The sequence below is a fragment of the Mesorhizobium sp. f-mel genome (assembly GCF_053850215.1).
In genome coordinates this window covers 60,315-79,104 of sequence record NZ_JBSPTO010000017.1, presented here as the reverse complement: position 1 = coordinate 79,104, position 18,790 = coordinate 60,315, and the positions used below count along the sequence as shown (strand labels likewise).

16 protein-coding genes and 1 pseudogene are annotated in these 18,790 nt (G+C 62.3%); 4 read left to right on the top strand and 13 right to left on the bottom strand.

The features are described 5' to 3' along the window. On the top strand, positions 1-906 hold the full coding sequence (galU, locus tag ACWUKX_RS20300) for a UTP--glucose-1-phosphate uridylyltransferase GalU (RefSeq protein WP_036267133.1): 906 nt from the start codon (positions 1-3) through the stop codon (positions 904-906). A 154-nt stretch (positions 907-1,060) separates the two neighbouring features. On the opposite strand, the gene ACWUKX_RS20295 is transcribed toward galU, so the two are convergent. Further along, complete coding sequence (locus tag ACWUKX_RS20295; protein WP_456008634.1) at positions 1,061-2,794, bottom strand: outer membrane beta-barrel protein; 1,734 nt, start codon at positions 2,792-2,794, stop codon at positions 1,061-1,063. A 151-nt stretch (positions 2,795-2,945) separates the two neighbouring features. Here ACWUKX_RS20295 and ACWUKX_RS20290 point away from each other — a divergent pair, with 151 nt between their 5' ends. Beyond that, positions 2,946-3,947: a KpsF/GutQ family sugar-phosphate isomerase gene (locus tag ACWUKX_RS20290; protein ID WP_029349650.1), complete on the top strand. Its 1,002-nt coding sequence runs from the start codon at positions 2,946-2,948 to the stop codon at positions 3,945-3,947. A gap of 52 nt (positions 3,948-3,999) precedes the next feature. Here the strand turns inward: ACWUKX_RS20290 and ACWUKX_RS20285 are convergent, their stop codons facing one another. From ACWUKX_RS20285 to ACWUKX_RS20245, 9 genes are all read right to left on the bottom strand, one after another. Further along, positions 4,000-4,464 (bottom strand): NfeD family protein, encoded by a 465-nt coding sequence (locus tag ACWUKX_RS20285; protein ID WP_029349652.1) that lies wholly within the window; start codon positions 4,462-4,464, stop codon positions 4,000-4,002. 10 nt (positions 4,465-4,474) lie between these two features. Beyond that, on the bottom strand, positions 4,475-5,425 hold the full coding sequence (locus tag ACWUKX_RS20280; protein WP_029349653.1) for an SPFH domain-containing protein: 951 nt from the start codon (positions 5,423-5,425) through the stop codon (positions 4,475-4,477). A gap of 147 nt (positions 5,426-5,572) precedes the next feature. Beyond that, positions 5,573-6,637 (bottom strand): ferrochelatase, encoded by a 1,065-nt coding sequence (gene hemH / locus ACWUKX_RS20275; protein ID WP_456008633.1) that lies wholly within the window; start codon positions 6,635-6,637, stop codon positions 5,573-5,575. A gap of 144 nt (positions 6,638-6,781) precedes the next feature. Beyond that, positions 6,782-8,872 carry a 5'-nucleotidase C-terminal domain-containing protein gene (locus ACWUKX_RS20270; RefSeq protein WP_456008632.1) on the bottom strand — a complete coding sequence of 697 codons (2,091 nt, stop codon included), beginning with the start codon at positions 8,870-8,872 and terminating at the stop codon, positions 6,782-6,784. A gap of 178 nt (positions 8,873-9,050) precedes the next feature. Next, a complete protein-coding gene (locus tag ACWUKX_RS20265) occupies positions 9,051-9,425 on the bottom strand; it encodes a hypothetical protein (RefSeq protein ID WP_065007649.1) in 375 nt (124 codons plus the stop codon). Positions 9,426-9,621: 196 nt separating this feature from the next. Further along, on the bottom strand, positions 9,622-11,067 hold the full coding sequence (locus ACWUKX_RS20260) for a homospermidine synthase (protein WP_455846604.1): 1,446 nt from the start codon (positions 11,065-11,067) through the stop codon (positions 9,622-9,624). A 345-nt stretch (positions 11,068-11,412) separates the two neighbouring features. Then, complete coding sequence (locus ACWUKX_RS20255; protein ID WP_456008631.1) at positions 11,413-11,562, bottom strand: hypothetical protein; 150 nt, start codon at positions 11,560-11,562, stop codon at positions 11,413-11,415. A gap of 143 nt (positions 11,563-11,705) precedes the next feature. Then, positions 11,706-12,710 (bottom strand): CobW family GTP-binding protein, encoded by a 1,005-nt coding sequence (locus tag ACWUKX_RS20250; RefSeq protein WP_456008629.1) that lies wholly within the window; start codon positions 12,708-12,710, stop codon positions 11,706-11,708. 84 nt (positions 12,711-12,794) lie between these two features. Next, the gene (locus ACWUKX_RS20245; RefSeq protein WP_456008627.1) at positions 12,795-13,175 is read right to left on the bottom strand and encodes a Fur family transcriptional regulator; all 381 of its coding nucleotides are present in this window, start codon (positions 13,173-13,175) and stop codon (positions 12,795-12,797) included. Positions 13,176-13,511: 336 nt separating this feature from the next. Between ACWUKX_RS20245 and aztC the strand changes: the two genes are divergently transcribed. Beyond that, on the top strand, positions 13,512-14,498 hold the full coding sequence (gene aztC / locus ACWUKX_RS20240) for a zinc ABC transporter substrate-binding protein AztC (protein WP_456008625.1): 987 nt from the start codon (positions 13,512-13,514) through the stop codon (positions 14,496-14,498). A gap of 68 nt (positions 14,499-14,566) precedes the next feature. Beyond that, positions 14,567-15,777 (top strand): annotated as a pseudogene (aztD, locus tag ACWUKX_RS20235) (zinc metallochaperone AztD). Between the two features lie 133 nt (positions 15,778-15,910). Here the strand turns inward: aztD and ACWUKX_RS20230 are convergent. The 3 genes from ACWUKX_RS20230 to ACWUKX_RS20220 all read right to left on the bottom strand — a co-directional run bounded on the left by ACWUKX_RS20230 (position 15,911) and on the right by ACWUKX_RS20220 (position 18,659). After that, a complete protein-coding gene (locus ACWUKX_RS20230) occupies positions 15,911-16,573 on the bottom strand; it encodes an aminotransferase class IV family protein (RefSeq protein ID WP_456008623.1) in 663 nt (220 codons plus the stop codon). Then, positions 16,522-17,667 carry an aminodeoxychorismate synthase component I gene (locus ACWUKX_RS20225; RefSeq protein ID WP_456008621.1) on the bottom strand — a complete coding sequence of 382 codons (1,146 nt, stop codon included), beginning with the start codon at positions 17,665-17,667 and terminating at the stop codon, positions 16,522-16,524. Before ACWUKX_RS20225 ends, ACWUKX_RS20230 begins: the two co-directional genes overlap by 52 nt. Positions 17,668-17,840: 173 nt before the next feature. Continuing rightward, the gene (locus tag ACWUKX_RS20220) at positions 17,841-18,659 is read right to left on the bottom strand and encodes a proton-conducting membrane transporter (RefSeq protein ID WP_456008618.1); all 819 of its coding nucleotides are present in this window, start codon (positions 18,657-18,659) and stop codon (positions 17,841-17,843) included. Between the last annotated feature and the right edge of the window lie 131 nt (positions 18,660-18,790).

Sequence of the window (18,790 nt, the reverse complement as noted above, 5' to 3'; positions counted from 1 at the left end):
ATGAAGAGAGTTCGCAAGGCAGTTTTCCCGGTCGCTGGTCTCGGCACGCGTTTTCTCCCGGCCACCAAGGCCATACCCAAGGAAATGCTGACCGTCGTCGACAGGCCAGTCATCCAGTATGTGGTCGACGAGGCACGCGAAGCCGGGATCGAGCATTTCATCTTCGTGACCGGCCGCAACAAGGCGGTCATCGAGGACCATTTCGACGTCCAGTTCGAACTCTATGACACGCTCGCCCAGCGCGGCAAGGACGACGAGCTCGCCCGCCTGCAGCGGCTGCAACCCTCGCCTGGGCAGACCAGCTTCACGCGCCAGCAGGTGCCGCTCGGCCTTGGCCATGCCGTCTGGTGTGCCCGCGAACTGGTCGGCGACGAGCCCTTCGCGCTGCTTTTGCCTGACATGATCATGCAGTCGGAAAAAAGCTGCATGAAAGAGATGGTCGAGCTTTATGCCGAGACCGGCAACAACATCGTCGCGGTTCAGGAATGCGACCCCGCCGAGGCCCATAAATACGGCATCGTCGGCCGCGGCGAGGATACACATCACGGTTTCCGTATCACCGGTATGGTGGAGAAGCCGAAGACCGGCACGGCACCCTCCAATCTATACATCAACGGGCGCTACATCCTGCAGCCGGAGATATTTGGGATTCTTGAGGGCCAGGAGAAGGGCGCCGGCAACGAGATACAACTCACCGATGCGATGCTGAAGCTGGAGAAGCAACAGCCCTTTTATGGGTGCCACTACCAGGGGCGCACCTTCGATTGCGGATCGCCGGAAGGCTTTGTCGAGGCCAATGTCGCCTTCGCGCTGTGGCGCAGCGACATAAACGGACGCATGGCGGGCGTTATCCGCCAGCTTCTCGACGAGATGAAACCCTCAGAGCAGCGGGGCGCGGCGTTCTAGGTATGTCGCCCAAAAGCATGCCCTCGGGGCTTGAACCGATGGTGCGCAACGGTTTTGGGACAACGACAAGCATAAGAACAAGGTTCTCGAAACCACCGTTCCCGCCACGGCCTGACTTGAATCTCGACATGCCCCAAACCTTCAACGGTTTGCTTTACGGCTGCAGTGTCACCCCGACGAAGATGCTGTGGGCGGTGTAGTCGCGGCCCTCCAGATTGCTGGTCTGTTTTTCAGTTCTGGCGCGGGTGGTCAGTCCGGCATACCGGTTCAGCCACCATGTCAGTCCGGCCTCGGCGCTCAGCGTCAGATCATGGCCGTCCGACCCGATGTAGTCGCGCCAGTCCACGCCGAGAGCTGCGTTCCCGATCAGGTTGGCACGGATTTCCCGCTCGCCGGTGAGGCGGCCGGAGTAAAGGATGTCGCCGCTTTCGTTGGCGGTCGTCGTGCCCTCGACGATCGTCTGCCCGGTGAGGCCGATCGTGGTGCCGCGTTCCGGCGACCATCTGAGGTCGGCGTTCACCGTGGCACCCGAAATTGCCGGCAGGCGGTCGTCGTCGATCGCCTCCCGCAGCCAGCCGGCCGAGAATTCGCCGGCAAGCTTCTCGCCAAGATCGACCTCGGCGCCGGCCCGAACGCCGAGCCGCGTCGAGGATCGTTCGAAACCATTGGTGTCGACGCGCAAATCATAGACCCGGCGGCCGATTTCGACCTCGGCGAAAGGGGTGATGGCGGGAGAAATCTCATAGCCGGTGCGCAAGGTGGCGGTATAAAGCGTCGAGTCGCGGTCTTTCTGCGACAGCGTTCCGCCCGTCGAAAGCTTGGCGTCGCCGTAAATGTCGTGTTCGACAGCGCCGGTCAGGGCGAAGCGCATCTTGCCGGCATCCTTCTCGAGCGCAAGGCTGCCGTCAATGGTCTGGCGCACCGGCTGCTCGACGGTGCCTTCGATGACGACTGGCGACGAAGCCGATTCCGGCGCCGACTCGTAACCGAGCTTGGCGATAGCGCGCAGATCGTTGTCGAGGTCGACATTGAGCGTGCCATCGACACGGCCCCGTGCCTCCTGAACCTCGTCGCCCGATATAGTCTTGAGAAAGGTGCCGTAGCCGTCGATGACAGCCGAATTCTCCCGCCAGTCGGAGATGGCATTGAAGCGCAGCGTCGTTTCCGACAGCAGGGCCGGCTTGCCTTCGCTGCTTGAATCGGCATTTGATGTCGCCGTCAGGCCTTGCTCGAGCGTTGGCCTGATCACGAAGGAGCCGAGTTTGATGCCGGTGGCGGCGAACGGGTCGTCCTCGGCCCTCTTATCCCGGCCTTCGATGGCTTCGGCGCGCTCAGCGCCCGGATCGAGCTGCTGCCTCTCGGCGGAATCAATGGTCATGGCACGGCGATTGGTGGCGTCCTGGTCAGTTTCGCCGGTGTCCGTGTCATCCGTCGTGGCTGCAGTCGCGGCGGTGGCTTGTGTCTCGGCGGCTTCGTCTTGATCGGCCGCCCCTTGCGTTGCGCTCGATGGCCGGCGCGGCGGGACGGGAGCGGGGGTGTCCGCAAACGCATCGTCGGTGGCCTCCGGCGGATCAAAAATGCTGCCAGTCGCGGGTGCCGTGTCGTCGTCCTGTACGGCGCCCGGGCTGGCCGGCTGATAGGTGGGCGCCGGCGCAGTGCTCTGGGTGGTTGCGTCGGCCTGATCCTCGGCGCTGGCCATGCTCAATTGCCTGGTCTTGCGCTGCTGGTCGTCCAGAATTGCCGATTCTGAAACCTCGCCGCGCAGCTCGGTTACCTGGGCATAGGGCTGCGCAGGCCGCAGCAAGGCGAAGACGCTGGTCGCCAGCAGCAAGGCGCAGACCGCTTTGCCGTTTCGTCTTCTTTTCTTTTCAGGCTGGGCCCCGGACATCGCCACCACTGCTTGCGCGGCGCACGCGCGCCATACTTACCGAACCGTAAATGGGGATGGTTAACGGAGGGTTGAGGCAGCGGTGGATCAGGCCTCGCTGGATGGCAATTCCGTTGGACAGGCGCGCGGCAAAGCGCTAATCGCATCAGCCATGCATGCGAGATCCCCAGACAAGAAGCGGCTCGATGGGCAAGCTTCGATCGCCTCGGCGCTTAGAACGGTAGCGACTGAGCAGGCCGGTGTCGCGGCGCTGGCGGCCGCGCTCGAAAACGGATTGACCGAACCGTTCGCGCACGCCGTCGACATGGTGTCGCAAATCGAGGGCCGCGTCATCGTCACCGGCGTCGGCAAGAGCGGCCACATCGGCTCAAAGATCGCCGCAACGCTCGCCTCGACCGGCACGCCGGCTTTCTTCGTCCATCCTGCCGAAGCCAATCATGGCGACCTCGGCATGATCGCCAAGGACGATGCCATCATCGCCATGTCGTGGTCGGGCGAGAGTCGCGAGCTCAAGGGCATCATCGCGTATTCCAGGCGCTTCTCGATTCCGCTGATCGCGGTCACCGCCGGAGAGCGATCGGCGCTGGCGCGTGCGGCCGATGTGGTGCTCCTGCTGCCGCGTGCGCCGGAAGCCTGCCCGCACGGCCTGGCACCGACGACATCGACGCTGCTGCAACTGGTGATCGGCGATGCGCTGGCCATCGCGTTGCTCGAAGCGCGCGGCTTCACGCCGGATCATTTCCGCACATTCCATCCCGGCGGGCAACTTGGCGCCAATCTGACGCAGATCCGCGACATCATGCATGTCGGCGACAGGCTGCCGCTGGTGCCTTCGGGCACCGGAATGCGCGAAGCGATCCTCGAATTGTCGCGCAAGGGGTTCGGCTGCGTGGCGATAACCGCCGCGGATGGTGCGCTGATCGGCATCGTCACCGATGGCGATATCAGGCGCCACATTGGCAGCAATCTTCTGGCGATGAGTGTCGATCAGGTCATGACCAAGAAGCCGAAGACCGCCGGGCCGGATACGTTGGTGGCGACGGCGCTGCAGACGATCAACAATTCGGCCATCTCCAGCCTGATGGTTGTCGAGGGCGGACGGCCGGTCGGACTTGTCCATCTGCACGACCTGCTGCGCATCGGCGCGGCCTGACAGACTTCAGGCCTGTTTGAAAAGTCGCCCGCCGAGATGGGTAGGATCGGTCCTAAACCGCCTCGACCGTCAGCTCCAGATCGGTGTCGGCCGCGCCCGTCACGCGCACCTGCGTGCCGGCCGGCAGATCGGGGCCTGAGACGCGCCATAGCGTGTCGCCCAGCTTTATGCGGCCGCGCCCGTCCTTGATCGGCTCGGCAAGTGTCGCCATTCTGCCGATCATTTGTTCGCCGCGGCGATTGAGCAGCGGCTGGTCGGTCGGGTCATGGTGTCCGCCCGCCAGTCTCTTGCCGACATAGGCTGAGATCAGCGACAAAGCGAGGAAGGCGAGAACCTGGATCTGCCAGGTCCAGAATCCTGCGTCCCAGATGAGCAGGGAGACTGCACCGATCAGCAGCGCGGCGATGCCGATCCATAGCATGAAGATGCCCGGTGCGATGACCTCCATTACGAGGAGAACAAAGCCGAGAACCATCCAATTCCAGGGACCGAGTTCCGAAATGATGCGGTCGAACATCGGATCGGCCTCAGCTTTCGCTCGGGCGAACTACCGGCGGACGTGAAGCTTGCCGCGGCGGGCCGGCATTGCCCTCGCTCCCGAAGACTTCCTTGGCGATCGCGCCGATGCCGCCGAGCGTGCCGATCAGTGATGAAGCTTCCATCGGCATCAGCACGACCTTGCTGTTTGTGGCGGAGCCGATCCTGGTCAGCGCTTCGGTGTATTTCAGCGCAACGAAGTAGTTGAGCGCCTGCACGTCGCCCTTGGCGATCGCTTCCGACACCACCTGCGTGGCGCGGGCCTCGGCCTCGGCCGAGCGTTCGCGCGCCTCGGCGTCGCGGAAGGCGGCTTCCTTGCGGCCCTCGGCTTCCAGGATCTGCGACTGCTTGAGCCCTTCGGCGTCGAGGATCTGCGCGCGCTTGTTGCGTTCGGCCATCATCTGGCGACCCATCGATTCGACGAGATTGGCCGGTGGGTTGATGTCCTTGATCTCGACGCGGGTGATCTTGATGCCCCAGGGATGCGCCGCCTCGTCGACGACGCGCAGCAGGCGTTCGTTGATGGCGTCGCGGTTCGATAAAAGCTCGTCAAGGTCCATCGAGCCCATCACGGTACGGATGTTGGTCATCGTCAGGTTGAGGATGGCGTTCTCCAGCCCGGCGACCTGGTAGGCGGCCTGCGCGGCGTTGAGCACCTGGTAGAAGGCCACGCCGTCGACGGCGACGGTGGCGTTGTCGCGGGTGATGATCTCCTGGGTCGGGACGTCGAGCACCTGCTCCATCATGTTCAACTTGGCGCCGATGCGGTCGACGAACGGCACGATGAGGTTGAGGCCGGGGCTCAATGTCTTGGTATAGCGGCCAAAGCGTTCGACGGTATAATTATAGCCTTGCGGGATTGTCCGGATGCCTTTGAAAAGCACGAGCACGACAAGAGCGACAAGAACAAGAAGCGCGATATCGAAACCACTGAAATCCATTTGGCCCTCCCTCAGATGCCGGCCACGGAAGTGTTTCACGCGGCCGACTTCACCAAACACTTAAGTGTGTTTCAGGAACGTTACAATCAGGTGATAGTGGATTACGGTGCATAGAAAGCGGGTTAGCGGCGCGCGATTGTATCCGCTTCAGATCCAGCCCGACAGTTCGCGCCGCACCATCGCCTCGATCACCGCCATGCCCTCGGCACTGTCATTGAGGCAAGGGATGTGCGCGAACTTCTCGCCGCCGGCATGATGGAAAGTCTCGGCCGCCTCCCTGCCGATCTCGTCCAGCGTCTCGATGCAGTCGACGGAAAAGCCCGGATTGACGATGGCGATCGATTTCACGCCTTCTCCGGGCAATTTCTCGACCGTCTTGTCGGTGTAAGGCTGCAGCCACTCCTGCGCACCGAAGCGCGACTGGAACGTGGTGATCAGCTTCTTCTCATCCCAGCCGAGCTTTTCCCGCAGCAGCCGGGTCGTCTCAAGGCAATGGGCCTGATAGGGGTCTCCCTTGTCGGAATAGGGTTTCGGAATGCCGTGATAGGAGGCGATGACCACCTCCGGCTCGAAAGCGAGGGTCGCCAGATGACGCTCGATCGAACGGGCAAGCGCCTCGATATAAACCGGTTCGGCATAGTAGGGCGGCACGCTGCGGATCGCCGGGGCGCGGCGCATCTTCATCAGCGCGCGAAACAGCTGGTCGTTGGCGGTCGCGGTGGTGGTGGCGGAATATTGCGGATAAAGCGGAAAAGAGAGAATGCGGTCGCAGCCCTGCGCGACCAGCCCTTTGGCGACGCTCTCGGTGGAAGGATTGCCGTAACGCATCGCCCAGTCGACGGTGACGCCGGGCAGGTCGCGCAGCGCCTCGGTCAGCTTTTCGCTCTGAGCGCGGGTGTAGGTGCGCAGCGGCGACTCGTTACGCTGCCGGTTCCAGATCCTGGCATAGTTGGCGCCCGACTTCTTCGGCCGCGTGGTGAGAACCAGCCCGTAGAGGATCGGGTACCAGATCGCCTTGTTGAGCTCGATGACGCGCGGATCGGACAGGAATTCCCTGAGATAGCGCCACATCGGCTTGAATTCTGTGCCGTCGGGCGTGCCGAGATTAACCAGCATGACGCCGATCCTGCCCGCCCCGACCGGCGGCTGTCCTGCCGGCGGCGGGCCGAGGACCTTCGCAGCCTTGGGATCGACAGGGTTGGAAAGCATCATAAGGGATCTCCGGACACCGCGCGAAACTAGCGATGCCGCGCCGGTTTTCAATGCAGCGTCTGGCCGCACCTTATCTTACCTCAGGCGGAAAGCAGAAAACCCGCCCGGTTACCCGGACGGGTTTTCCAACAATGACGGAAGAATTTAGTTTGCGGCCGGGATGGTCAAGGTCACGCCGACGGGAAGGCGGCGCGGCTCATAGTCCTTGTTGGCGTCGGAGATCGTTTTCCACTTGGCGCCATCGCCATAGGCTTTTTCCGCCAGATCCCAATAGGTGTCGCCGGCAACGATCACATGGCTGCTTTCGGCCGGCTTTGCCGGCTCGGCAGGCGCAGCTTCGGCTGGCTTGGCTGGTTCCTGGGCCGGTTCCGCCGCAGGAGCCGGTGCCGCGGGCGCCGTCTCGGCTGGCTTTGCCGGCTCGGCAGGTGCCGGCGTTGCCGGGGCGGGTTCCGCCGGCACGGCTGGCGGCGTCGTGGCGATATCGTCCGAACCAGCCGGCGGTTCGGGCATCGCCGGCTCCGCAGTCGCTGCTGGAGCCGTTTCTGCTGGTTTTGCGGGCTCGGCCGGAGCGGGCGCAGCCTCGGCCGGCTTCGCCGGTTCCTGGGCCGGTTCCGCCGCGGCGGCGGCCGTGGTCTCGGTGATGCGGCCATCGAGCTTCGGCGTATAGGGCCGATGTGCACTGAGATAATCGGCGACCACCTGTTCGAGGCCCGGTCCGTAATCATAGGCGTTCTTGGCCTTGTCGGCGAACACCTTGTAGCCGTCGCCGCCCTGGCGCACATAGTTGTTGGTGGCGACCAGGTAATCCTTGTCCGGATTGATCGGGGTCCACGCGCCGCCTTGCATGACTTCGACCGACTTGACGCGCCCGGCATTCGGGGCAGCCGATTTGTCGAATGAGTACTTCAGGCCGGCAACCTGCGGGAAGCGTCCGGCGCCGTCCTCGATCTGGCTGAGACCGTTCTCGAGCCCGGCAATCAGATCCTTGCCGGAAATCTGGAAGGTCGCCAATGTGTTCTGGAACGGCAGCACGTTCAGCACTTCGCCCATGGTGACGGTGCCCTGGTCGATCGAAGCGCGCAGACCGCCGCCATTCGTGATGACGATCTCCACACCCTGGTCCTTGACGCGGTCAAGGACGGCATCGGAGACGAGATTGCCCATCTCGCACTCGCGGGTGCGGCAGTTCTCACGGCTGCCGTCGATCGCTTTGGTAGTTTCGGCGACCTCCTGGTTCTTCAATGCCTCGATTGGCGCGCCGAGCTCCTTGATGCGGGCAAGCACCGCGGGATCTGGCGTGATCGACTTGTCGAGGTAGATCGGGTCGCCGCTGGCTTGCTTGACGACGCCGTTGTCGTCAAACACGACCTTGAACTCGCCGAGATATTTCGAATAGGACGCCGCCTGGACGACCGGCACTTTGTAGCCGTCCGGATTGTCGACCATCGTCGGGTAGGGGCCTTCAGCTTTGGGGTCGGTGTTGGACAGCAGCGAATGGCTGTGGCCGCCGACCACCACGTCGACACCTGGGATCTTGGCGATGACGTCGCGCTCGCGCTTGTAACCGATATGGGTGACCGCGATGATCTTGTTGACGCCTTCTCCCTTCAGCTTCTCGACCTCTGACGTGATCGACTTGACGTCGTCCTCGATCGTGACGTTAGGGCCTGGCGAAGCAAGCTCCGGCGTGTCGTTGGTGACCGCGCCGACGACGCCGATCTTCTGGCCGCCGACCTCGATCACGATCGACGGTTTCACGCGGTCACCCAGCTTGGATTGCGCGTTGGCCTTCACATTGGCGCCGAGCACCGGAAATTTGATCATATCCAGGAACGGCGCCAGCGCCGCCTCGCCGTCGTCGAACTCGTGATTGCCGACCGCCATGGCGTCGAATTTCATCTGGTTGAGGAATTCGCCTTCGGTCTTGCCCTTGTAGGTGGTGTAGAAGAGCGAACCCTGGAAATTGTCGCCGGCGCTGAGCAGCAGCACGTTCTGACCTTCCAGCTTCTTGCGCTCCTGGCCGATCGCCGTGATCAGCCGCGCCGCGCCGCCGGTGCACTCGCCCTTGGCCTCCTCTTCGGCAGGGCAGGTCGATTCATATTTGTTGTTGCTTTCGATGCGGCTATGCCAGTCGTTGATGTGCAGGATGTTCAGCGTGTAGTCGGCAAAGGACACCCCGGCTGACAGGCCAAGCGTAGACGCCGACAGGGCGGCAATGGCGGCGATCTTCTTCATCTTCGTCTCCCGGATGACCTGTTTAACGCCCTTGCTCGACTGGAACATAACAGCCAGCTTTTCGCCCATGTTCACATCGCGTTTTAGGTGATGCAAGCGGAATCGGGGCCAGCTTTGCCGGCGCAAAAAGGACGGCGTCCTCAAGCCGCCGTCCTTTGCAAAGCAGTTCAGTATGGGCTCAGGTGCGTCGCGTCAGCACAAAGTTCTGCCCGCTCGCGCTGGTGCAATTAAGCTGCGAGGTGGAGATCAACAAGCAGTTGAAGCTTATCGGCGTCTGGCGGATCAGCGAAGTGCCATTGATCGCGACCGAAGTACCGCCGGTCATGGTGTAGCTGCCGTCGGCAAGTTTCTGGCCGGTGTCGGTCGCGACGGTATTGAAGCTGCCGGCGGCGAAGGTCGACAGGCCGGTGCCTTGCGCGTCGATCCATGAGCCTTCGACCGCGTTGCGCGTGGCCAATGACGGCCCGCCCGGGCCGGCGGTGGTGCACGCCGCTAAGGCGACGGCAGCGGCCGCGACAATGCCGGCCGAAAGCTGTTTGCGCGCAATCGTCATCATCAAAATCCTCTCCTCTCGCATCGGCCGGAAAATCGATCCGATTTTTCGGAAAGCACGATGCGTACATTCAAAGCGCTATACTTTGTGCGTCCAAATGGACGCACGTCGCTCTAGGCCCCACCTTTCCTTCAATCGCCCGATTTCCAGGCGATTGCAAGGCAGTGAAACATTGCTATCGAACGGGGATGTTGCACTATCGAACGAGGATGTTGCGGAATTGCCATGGATCGTTTTTGTCGAGGTCTTCCGGGAACAGACCAGGGCGGTTATCGAGCGGCGTCCAATCGGTGTAGTAGCCCTTGATCGGCCCCAGATAAGGGGACTGCAATTCCAGGCAGCGCCTGTAGTCCATCTCGTCGGCCTCAACGATGCCGGCCTCGGGATTTTCCAGCGCCCAGACCATGCCCGCCAGCACTGCAGACGTGACCTGCATGCCCGTGGCGTTCTGATAAGGCGCCAGCTTGCGCGCTTCCGCCAGCGACAGTTGCGAACCGTACCAATAGGCGTTCTTGTCGTGGCCATAGAGCAGCACCCCGAGCTCGTCGACACCGTCGACCAGTTCGTTTTCATCGAGCACGTGATGCACGGATTGCGCCTTGCCGGCGGCACCGAACATCTCGTGCAGCGACAGCACGGCGTCGTTGCAGGGGTGGTAGGCGTAGTGGCAGGTCGGACGATATTGAACCTTGCCCTTCCTGCCGCGCAAGGTGAAAAAGTCGGCGATCGAAATCGACTCGTTGTGCGTCACCAGGAAACCGTATTGCGGACCGGGCGTCGGGCACCAGCTGCGCACACGCGTGTTGGCGCCCGGCTGCTCCAGATAGATCGCGGCCTTCGAGCCATGCTTGTGCTTCTTGGCGTTCTTCGGCATCCACGTCTCATGCGTGCCCCAGCCGAGCTCGGCCGGTTGAAGCCCTTCCGAGATGAAGCCTTCGACCGACCAGGTGTTCCAGAACACGTTCATCGGCTTCGGCTTCTTGGTCCGCTGTGTGTCGCGCTCGGCGATGTGGATACCCTTGACGCCGGCCTTCTTCATCAGCCTGGCCCAACTTTCGCGATCGTGCTGCGCGGGCTCCGAGAACTCGAGGCCAAGATCGGTGGCGAGGTTGACCAGAGCCTGCTTGACGAACCACGAGACCATGCCTGGATTGGCGCCGCAGGTGGAGATTGCGGTCGCCCCGCCGGGATGCGCGTGCTTTTCTTCGATCATGGATTCACGCAGCGCGTAGTTGCTGCGGCTGGCATTGTCGGCCTTGGTATCGAAATAGAAGCCGAGCCACGGCTCTACGACGGTGTCGATGTAAAGCACGCCCAGCTTGCGACAGAGCCGCATCAGGTCCACTGAGCCGGTGTCGACCGAGAGGTTGACGCAAAAGCCCTGGCCACCGCCTTTGGTCAGCAGCGGCGTCAGCAGCTTCTTGTAGTTCTTCTTGGTCACCGCATCCTGCACGAAGGTGATGTCGCGCTCGTCGAGCAGCTTGCGATCGGTATCGCGTGGGTCGATGACCGTCATGCGCGACTTGTCGAACTTGAAATGGCGCTCGATCAGCGGCAGCGTTCCCCGTCCGATCGAGCCGAAGCCGATCATCACGACAGGGCCGGTGATCTCGCCGTAAACGGGCCAGTTTTCATTCGCCATTTTATCGATTACTCCCTCAGACAGGCTGAAAAGCCGGGGCATTCTTTGCCGGACGGCCAAGCGCTACAACCACAGATCATTGTCATAAACCAGCGAAAAACCGCGAGCTACGCCGCATTCGCCACGTGGTTAAGGAGGACGACCAGCCGTTCGTGGCCATCAGAACCTTGTAGTCGCGTTGGGCAAAGTCGAGCGCCAGCAAATTGCGCGGCGAAAGATGCGGCGAGCATTAGCTCTCGTCGACGGTTCCCGATCCGGGTCGCAGCACGATGCCTCGGCGACTCTTCCGCAAGCGCTCACAGCTTTGGCCTACAGGCCAAATATTCTGCGGATACGCCAATCTATTCACCCTTGCGGCAGATCGCGCGAGGTCACATCGGCGATTGCCTTGTGAATCCTGATCGTCTCGATTTTCTCGCCGGGACGCATTATGCCGATCACCGTTTCGATGTCGGGACAGCCATCTTTGCGGCATACGAGTTCCGTGACGGACACCACGACGTCGCCATCGAGCCCGCGGGCCTCGCGAACCCAGACCTTGATCTGGCTGGTCTCTCCGGCAGGGCAAGCCCGCGCGGGGCGAGTGGGTTCGCGAGGCGATTCATAGACAATCCTGTCCCAAAGGCGCCTTGCCGAACCTACGCACTCAGAGCCTCTACAGAGTCCACGTCGACACAGCATTTGACGAAGCCGTCTTCAATCACGCCCTTGGGCAGGTTGCGGCCGATAAACACCAGCCGGCTCACGCGCTTCTCCCCCTCTTTCCAGGGGCGCTGGTGGTCCCCTTCGAGCAGCATGTGGACGGCCTGGACGACAAAGCGGTCGTCATCGCCCTTGAATGCCAGGATGCCCTTCATGCGTAGCATGTCGATGCCGAATTTCTGTGTGATCATCTGGATCCACGGCAAGAACTTGCTCGGATCGATCGAAGTTTCCGTGACGAGAGAAAAGCTGGTGACGTGATCGTCATGCTCATGCTCGTGTTCTGCGTCGAGAAAGTCCGGCTCGACTTCGAGGACACGGTTCAGATCGAACGCGCCGCGATCCAGAACCACGTCGAGTGGAACATTGCAACGTGTGGAATGCTTGATTGCAGCCGTCGGGTTGATCCTGCGAACGCGCGCCTCCACTGCCTTGAGTTCGGTCGGCGTTACCAGGTCGGTCTTGTTGAGTATGACGATATCGGCGAAAGCGAGTTGCTCCTGCGCCTCGTGCGCATGATCCAACTCGCCGAGGAGATGCTTCGCATCGACGACCGTGACGATCGCGTCGAGTTTCGTCTTCTGCCTCACATCGTCGTCAACAAAGAACGTCTGGGCGACGGGCGCGGGATCGGCAAGGCCGGTCGTCTCGATCAGGATGGCGTCGAAACGATCCCTGCGCCGCATCAAGCTCTCGATGATACGGATCAGGTCGCCGCGCACCGTGCAGCAGATGCAGCCGTTATTCATCTCGAAGACTTCTTCGTCAGTATCGACGATAAGGTCGTTGTCGATGCCGACCTCGCCGAACTCGTTGACGATCACGGCGTATCGCTTGCCGTGCTGTTCGGTCAGAATGCGGTTGAGCAGCGTCGTCTTGCCGGCGCCGAGGTAACCGGTAAGAACCGTGACGGGCATTTGCTGGGAGGCTTCGAGAGGCATGGTCGTCTCCAAATGTTCGATTGCGGATTTCAGCTGGGTCATACACAAGCCAATTGGATCGCCCGCGGACGGAAGGCCGGTGTCTCATCCATGCGCGCAAGCCTCGCACAGACCCGAGAGCTCCACCGTGGCCGATTTGGTTCGGAAGCCCTGCCGTCGGGCAATCCGGCGTAGCACCCGCTCCAATGCCGGGTCGTGAACCTCACTTGCCCGCCCGCAATTCGCGCAGATTGCAAAGGCGGCGCGCCCATGGGTGCATTCGCTGTGGACGCAAAGCGCGAACGCGCTCAGGCTCTCGATCCTGTGAACCAGGCCCTCCTCGATGAGCCGATCCAGCGCGCGATAGATCTGTAGCGGTGAGCGGAGCCCTTCCTGGCGAAGGAGTTCAAGCAGTTCGTAGGCCCCCATCGGCCGCTCGGAGCGCGCGAGCGCACCGAGAACCAACTGCTGATTACGTCTAGGCATCCGTTGTTCCTTAGTGTTCCACACAGTTTCGAGCACAACGGTTACCGTGAGTTATAACATAACGTTTTCGATTGACGAACGTGATAACATAACATAACGGATCGTCAAGAGCGGGGCTGACTTTGATGCTTTCCGTGGAGATGGAGCAAATGGCGGTCGGTGTGACCTTTCAAGACCTCACGCTGGGCTACAACAGCCATCCCGACGGAATGGTCCGGCCCGGCGGTCATCCGGTCGGCGGGCGTACATTCTTCCATCTTTGCCGGCGCGCAGCGTGCTCGGCACGCGCCCGGCATATGTCCCCACAGAGCCACTTGAACAGAAGGAGTTGATCGAATGTCCTGGACGCTGAAGCTTGCCGCCGTGGTGGGCGTCATAACATCATTGCCAATCATCCCGTCAGTGGCCGCGGCCGAGAACCTCAAGGTTGTCGCCAGCTTCTCGATCATCGCCGATTTCGCCAAGAATGTCGGCGGCGACCGTGTCGACATCATCACGCTGGTCGGCCCGAATGGTGACGCCCATGTCTACGAACCGAAGCCGGCCGACGCGGCCACCGTCGGTTCTGCCGACGTGGTGCTGGTCAACGGCCTTCAGTTCGAGGGCTTCCTTCAGCGTCTCGTCGAGGCGAGCGCGACGAAGGCGCCGGTCGTGGAGTTGACCAAAGGCAGCGAGGTGTTGCGCAACACCCTGGAAGGAGGTCACCACGATCAGGATAAGGCCGCCAAGGGTGAGGAAGGGCACGCCGCGGAGGCGGAAGAGGGCCATGAGGAAGGGCACCATCATCACGGCGAGTCCGATCCTCATGCATGGCAGTCGGTGCACAATGCCGAACTCTATGTGAAGAACATCGCCGATGCCTTCTGTGCCGCCGATGCGGCCGGCTGTGACACCTATCGGGCCAATGCCCAATCATACGGCCGGCAGCTTGAGGGACTGGAAGCGGAGATCAAAGCTGCTGTAGCTGAGATCCCCGAGGACAAGCGCACGATCATCAGCTCCCACGACGCCTATGGGTATTTTGAGCACGAATATGGCATAAAATTCCTCGCACCGGAGGGCGTCTCCACCGAATCTGAGGCTTCGGCCTCCGACGTCGCGGCCCTCATCAAACAGATCAGGCAAGACAAGGCTTCGGCAATCTTCGTGGAAAACGTCACCAATCCCCGCCTGATCGAACAGATCGCCAGCGAGACGGGCCTGAAAGTCGGCGGTGAACTCTACTCCGACGCCCTGTCGGATAAGAACGGCCCGGCTGCGACGTATCTCGAGATGGTGCGGCACAACATCTCGACGATCAAAGGCGCGATCCTCGGAAGCTGACCGCCACGGAGGAATCCGCCCCTTCGTCGACCACAATCAGTCATGTGATAACATTCAAGGAGAATACCGTGAGGACAAATTGGGCGTCAGCCACGGCCATCGCGCTGTTTCTGTCTCTATCAACAAGTGCTGCCCATGCCGAGGAGGTGACCGCCTGGCGCCTCTTCATCTCAGATCACGCGGACCCGAAGGTGACCGTAATCGATGCAGTCGATGGCGAAAAGCTCGACACGTTCCATCTCAAAGGGCCGGCATCGCTCCATCGGAGCGAAAGCGGCCGGACCGTGTTCGCCGTGCAGGGCGCGGCCGGCGTCGTTACCGGGATCGCGAGCGGCATTTCCTTCGAGGACCACGGTGAACACGGCGACATCGACGTCGAAGCGCCGAAGCTTGCCGGCATCGAGATCGCAGGCAAGAAGCCGTCGCATTTCGTCGAGCATGACGGAGACCTCGCCGCTTTTTTCGACGGCGAAGGTGTCGCCCGCATCATCTCCGAGAAGGCCGTTCTGGAAGGCAAATCGGATTTCAGGGAAGTGAAGACGGACGCGCCGCAGCACGGCGTCGCAGTCGCCTATGGCTCCCATGTTCTCCTGTCGGAGCCGAACAGGGAAAAGCCGGACGAACTCCCGGTCGGCATCAGGGTCGCTGACGAAGCCGGCGCGCCGATCGGCGGCATCCACGCCTGCCCCGACCTCCACGGGGAGGCGTCTTCCGGCAATATCCTGGCCTTCGCCTGCGCGACCGGTCTGCTTGTTGTCACCGACGGCGACGGCACCCGGCGATCCGTCACCTACCCTATGCCGATAGCCTGCCGGACGGCAAAACGACGACGCTGATCGGCGGCAGAGGCCTGCAATATTTCCTCGGCAACTACGGCGCCGACAAGGTGGTGCTGATCGATCCGACGGTCGAGAGCGACGCATTCAGGCTGATCAGCCTTCCGACGCGCCGCGTGCATTTCGCGGTCGATCCCGTTCGTGCGAAGTTCGCCTACGTCTTCACCGAGGACGGCCAGCTTCACCAACTCGACGTGGTGAAGGGGGAGATCGCAAACTCGCTCAAGCTGACCGATCCCTATTCTATGGACGGTCACTGGAGCGAGCCGAGGCCGCGCGTCGCGGTCGCCGGCGACACGATCGTGGTTACGGATCCTTTGAAAGGCGTGCTGCGTCTCGTTGATGCGACATCGTTCGAGAAAACCGGCGACATGGCTGTCGAAGGCAAACCCTTCAACATCGTTTCCGTCGGCGGCTCCGGTCAGACCCACAAAGGCGAATAGTCGCTCCTCCCAAGCGGCTGCCGCGCGTCCGGCCCATTCTTGCCGGGCCGGACGCATCTTCCCAACTCCCAAAGGAAAACCATGCTCGAGACAAAGTCATGGGCGTGTTGTCTGGTGCCTTTTCGCTGCGTTTTCAGCCCAGCCGCGCCGGGATCAATCCGCGCAGGGAATTGCCGACGAACAGCGCTTTGGCCGATTTCAGATCATCCAAGGTGTAGATTGCTTCGCGGGCGCGGCCTTCGTCCAGCAATTCGCCGCGCAGTACGCCAGGCAGCAGGCCGCAATCGAGCCGCGGCGTTGCCAGCGCGCCGTCGCCGAAATCGGCGAAGAGACTGGTGATCGTGCCCTCACAGATTTCGCCACGCTCGTTGGCCAGCAGCACCTCGTCGGCCCGGCTGATCAGATATTCGGCTCGCGCCCGCTGATAGGTGTCCCGGCGACTCGTCTTGTGGCGCAGCAGCGTGTCGCTTGAATCGAGCCGCACCCGCGCCAGTTGCAGCCTCCACACCTTGTCGGCTGCATGCGGCTCGTAAGGCAGCGCCGAGACCGTCACCTTGCCGCTGCGCGACAGGACGAGGCGTGTGCGCAAGGCCATGTCCGGCCGGTCGACGGCGTTCCTGAGCATCTCGCCGACCTTCTGCGGATCGCAGGCAAAACCCAGTTCGGCTGCCGAGCCATAAAGGCGGGCCAAATGGCGGTCGAAACGGAGGAAGCCTTGGCCCGGCTGCCAGCGCATGGTTTCGATCAGCTCGAAATCGGCGGTGTTCCCGTCGCGTAGCGCGCTTTCAGCAGGCACTCCTGATACTCCTCCTCGGCGGTCGAATCGAAGACGACGCCACCACCGATATTGTAGACGGCTTCGCCACTGGAAAAGAGCGATATGGTGCGGATCGCCACCGAAAAGCGCATCCTGCCGCCGGGCGCGATCCAGCCGATGGCGCCGCAATAGACATCGCGCGGCGTGGCTTCCAGGTCGTGCAGGATTTCCATGGCGCGGATTTTTGGAGCCCCGGTGATCGATCCGCATGGAAACAGCGCAGCGAAGATCTGGCGGATGGTGAGGTCGGGCAAGAGCCTGGCCCGCACGCGGCTCACCATCTGATGGACGGTCGGGTAGCTCTCGATGCGGAAAAGCTCCGGCACCTCCAGCGTGCCGACCTCGCTGATCAGCGAGATGTCGTTGCGCAGGAGATCGACGATCATCCGGTTCTCAGCCTGGTTCTTCTCGTCATTGCGCAAGAACGCCTTCAGCCGCTTGTCCTCCGCCTTGGTCGCGCCGCGCGGGGCGGTGCCCTTCATCGGATGCGTCTCGATCATGCCTTCGGCGTCGACCTCGAAGAACAGTTCCGGCGAACGCGACAAGACGACCGGATCGCCGAGCGCGATCAGCGCGCCGTATTTCACCGGCTGGCGCTCCGTCAGCGCGTCGAAGGCGGCCAGCGGATCGCCCGACCACTGCGCACGAACTGGAAAGGTCAGATTGCCCTGATAGCAATCGCCCTTGCGAATGTGATTGTGGAGCCGCGCAAAGCGTTTTGCGTAGTCTTCTGAAGACCAGGCAGCCCTTGCATCGAAGATCGGACCGTTGGTCGCCGGCGCGTTGCTGGGCACGACCGCCTGTTCGACAGGCGCGTCGAAGATCCCCAGGCAGACAAGCGGGGCGCGGCGTCCGCCCGGCAGCAGCGGAACGAGCTTCGGTTCGAGCAGGTAGCCGGCCTCGTAGGAGAAATATCCGGCCAGCCATTTGCCGGCGTCATGCGCGGCCTGCGCGATTTCCAGCGCCGGCAGGAAATCCTCCGCCTCATGCGCCACGATGATGTCGGCCGGACGGTCGAAAACGAGCTGATGCGCGCGCTCGTCATTTCTGAAAATTGCAGAGGGCAGGGGCATGGGACTCGGATGCTGCGATCGATGACGCCAGCTATCGCTCTATATGGGGGCTCGAACGCGCGCAATCGAGAGAGCGGCGTCTCAAGACGCAAAGGCAGCCTTGGTGCAAAAGCAAACCGGCGGCACCTCGAAGGCACCGCCGGTCTGTTATGTGCTCGATCCCGGCAGGCAATTCAGGTGTTGCTCGCGGTTCCCCCGGTCGGGAAGCGACGCGCGAATTCCTCCTCATCGCCGGCGGCAAGCAGTTTCGCCTGCTCGATCCAGCGCTCACGCTCGATGCGGCCGTCGAAGTTCAACGTCTCCTCGATTCGCTTGACGTCGGCGGCCGTCCAGGCGGCGATTTGCGCATAGGTTGTGACTCCGAGCCCGTTGAGCAGTCGCTCGTTGGCCGGGCCGATGCCGATCAGGCGGCGCAAATTGCTGGCTTTGCCAGCCGCCGCCTTTGTTGTCGCGGCTTTCTTTGCCGCTGGCGCAGCGCTCTTCGGTGCAGCACCCGTTTTCGATGCGGGAAGTTTTGGCGCACTTGCCTGCGACGCGCTCGCTTTCGACGCACTGGCCTTCGGCGCGGCTGCGGCCTTCGCGGCCGCCGGTTTCTTGGACGTGGTCGTGGCTGGCGCGGTCTTTGCTGGCCCGTTCTTGGACGCGGTCTTTGCCGGCGTCGACTTGGCCGGCGCGGTCTTGGCCGGCGCGGTCTTGGCCGGCGCGGATGTCGCCATCAATGCCGACGGTGCCGGGATTGCTGCCTTTGTCGCACCGGTCTTGGTGCCTTGTGCCTCGCCCAACTGGCGCTCCAGGTCGGCGCGGGCGCCGCGGCAGACTTCCAGCTCACCGGTCAGGCGGTCGGCGTCGGCGCGCAGTCTGTCGCGCTCGCTGCGCGCGCGGTCCATGTCACCGCGCAGGCCGTCGAGCTCGCCACGCAGGCGTCCCCAGATAAACCAGCCAACCAACACACCTACCAGGAACGCCAGGAGCATGTAGAAAAAAGTGCCCATTGTCTTTCTCTCCAGTCCGATCCATCTGCCGTGGCCTGGAGTGGTGACCTTGGCACAAGGACCATTCAATGGTGGCTCCGCTGTTCGCGGAACAGCCGGCTTAGATCGAGCTGTCGGCGACCGGCTTTTCC

Bases quoted from the DNA above. Each gene is read 5' to 3' on its own strand.
- ACWUKX_RS20270 (WP_456008632.1), bottom strand. From the start codon at position 8,872: ATGAAGAAGATCGCCGCCATTGCCGCCCTGTCGGCGTCTACGCTTGGC.
- ACWUKX_RS20265 (WP_065007649.1), bottom strand. From the start codon at position 9,425: ATGACGATTGCGCGCAAACAGCTTTCGGCCGGCATTGTCGCGGCCGCT.
- ACWUKX_RS20285 (WP_029349652.1), bottom strand. From the start codon at position 4,464: ATGTTCGACCGCATCATTTCGGAACTCGGTCCCTGGAATTGGATGGTT.
- ACWUKX_RS20250 (WP_456008629.1), bottom strand. From the start codon at position 12,710: ATGCCTCTCGAAGCCTCCCAGCAAATGCCCGTCACGGTTCTTACCGGT.
- ACWUKX_RS20295 (WP_456008634.1), bottom strand. From the start codon at position 2,794: ATGTCCGGGGCCCAGCCTGAAAAGAAAAGAAGACGAAACGGCAAAGCG.
- hemH (WP_456008633.1), bottom strand. From the start codon at position 6,637: ATGATGCTTTCCAACCCTGTCGATCCCAAGGCTGCGAAGGTCCTCGGC.
- ACWUKX_RS20220 (WP_456008618.1), bottom strand. From the start codon at position 18,659: ATGGGCACTTTTTTCTACATGCTCCTGGCGTTCCTGGTAGGTGTGTTG.
- ACWUKX_RS20280 (WP_029349653.1), bottom strand. From the start codon at position 5,425: ATGGATTTCAGTGGTTTCGATATCGCGCTTCTTGTTCTTGTCGCTCTT.
- ACWUKX_RS20225 (WP_456008621.1), bottom strand. From the start codon at position 17,667: ATGCCCCTGCCCTCTGCAATTTTCAGAAATGACGAGCGCGCGCATCAG.
- galU (WP_036267133.1), top strand. From the start codon at position 1: ATGAAGAGAGTTCGCAAGGCAGTTTTCCCGGTCGCTGGTCTCGGCACG.
- ACWUKX_RS20260 (WP_455846604.1), bottom strand. From the start codon at position 11,067: ATGGCGAATGAAAACTGGCCCGTTTACGGCGAGATCACCGGCCCTGTC.
- ACWUKX_RS20245 (WP_456008627.1), bottom strand. From the start codon at position 13,175: ATGCCTAGACGTAATCAGCAGTTGGTTCTCGGTGCGCTCGCGCGCTCC.
- aztC (WP_456008625.1), top strand. From the start codon at position 13,512: ATGTCCTGGACGCTGAAGCTTGCCGCCGTGGTGGGCGTCATAACATCA.
- ACWUKX_RS20290 (WP_029349650.1), top strand. From the start codon at position 2,946: ATGCATGCGAGATCCCCAGACAAGAAGCGGCTCGATGGGCAAGCTTCG.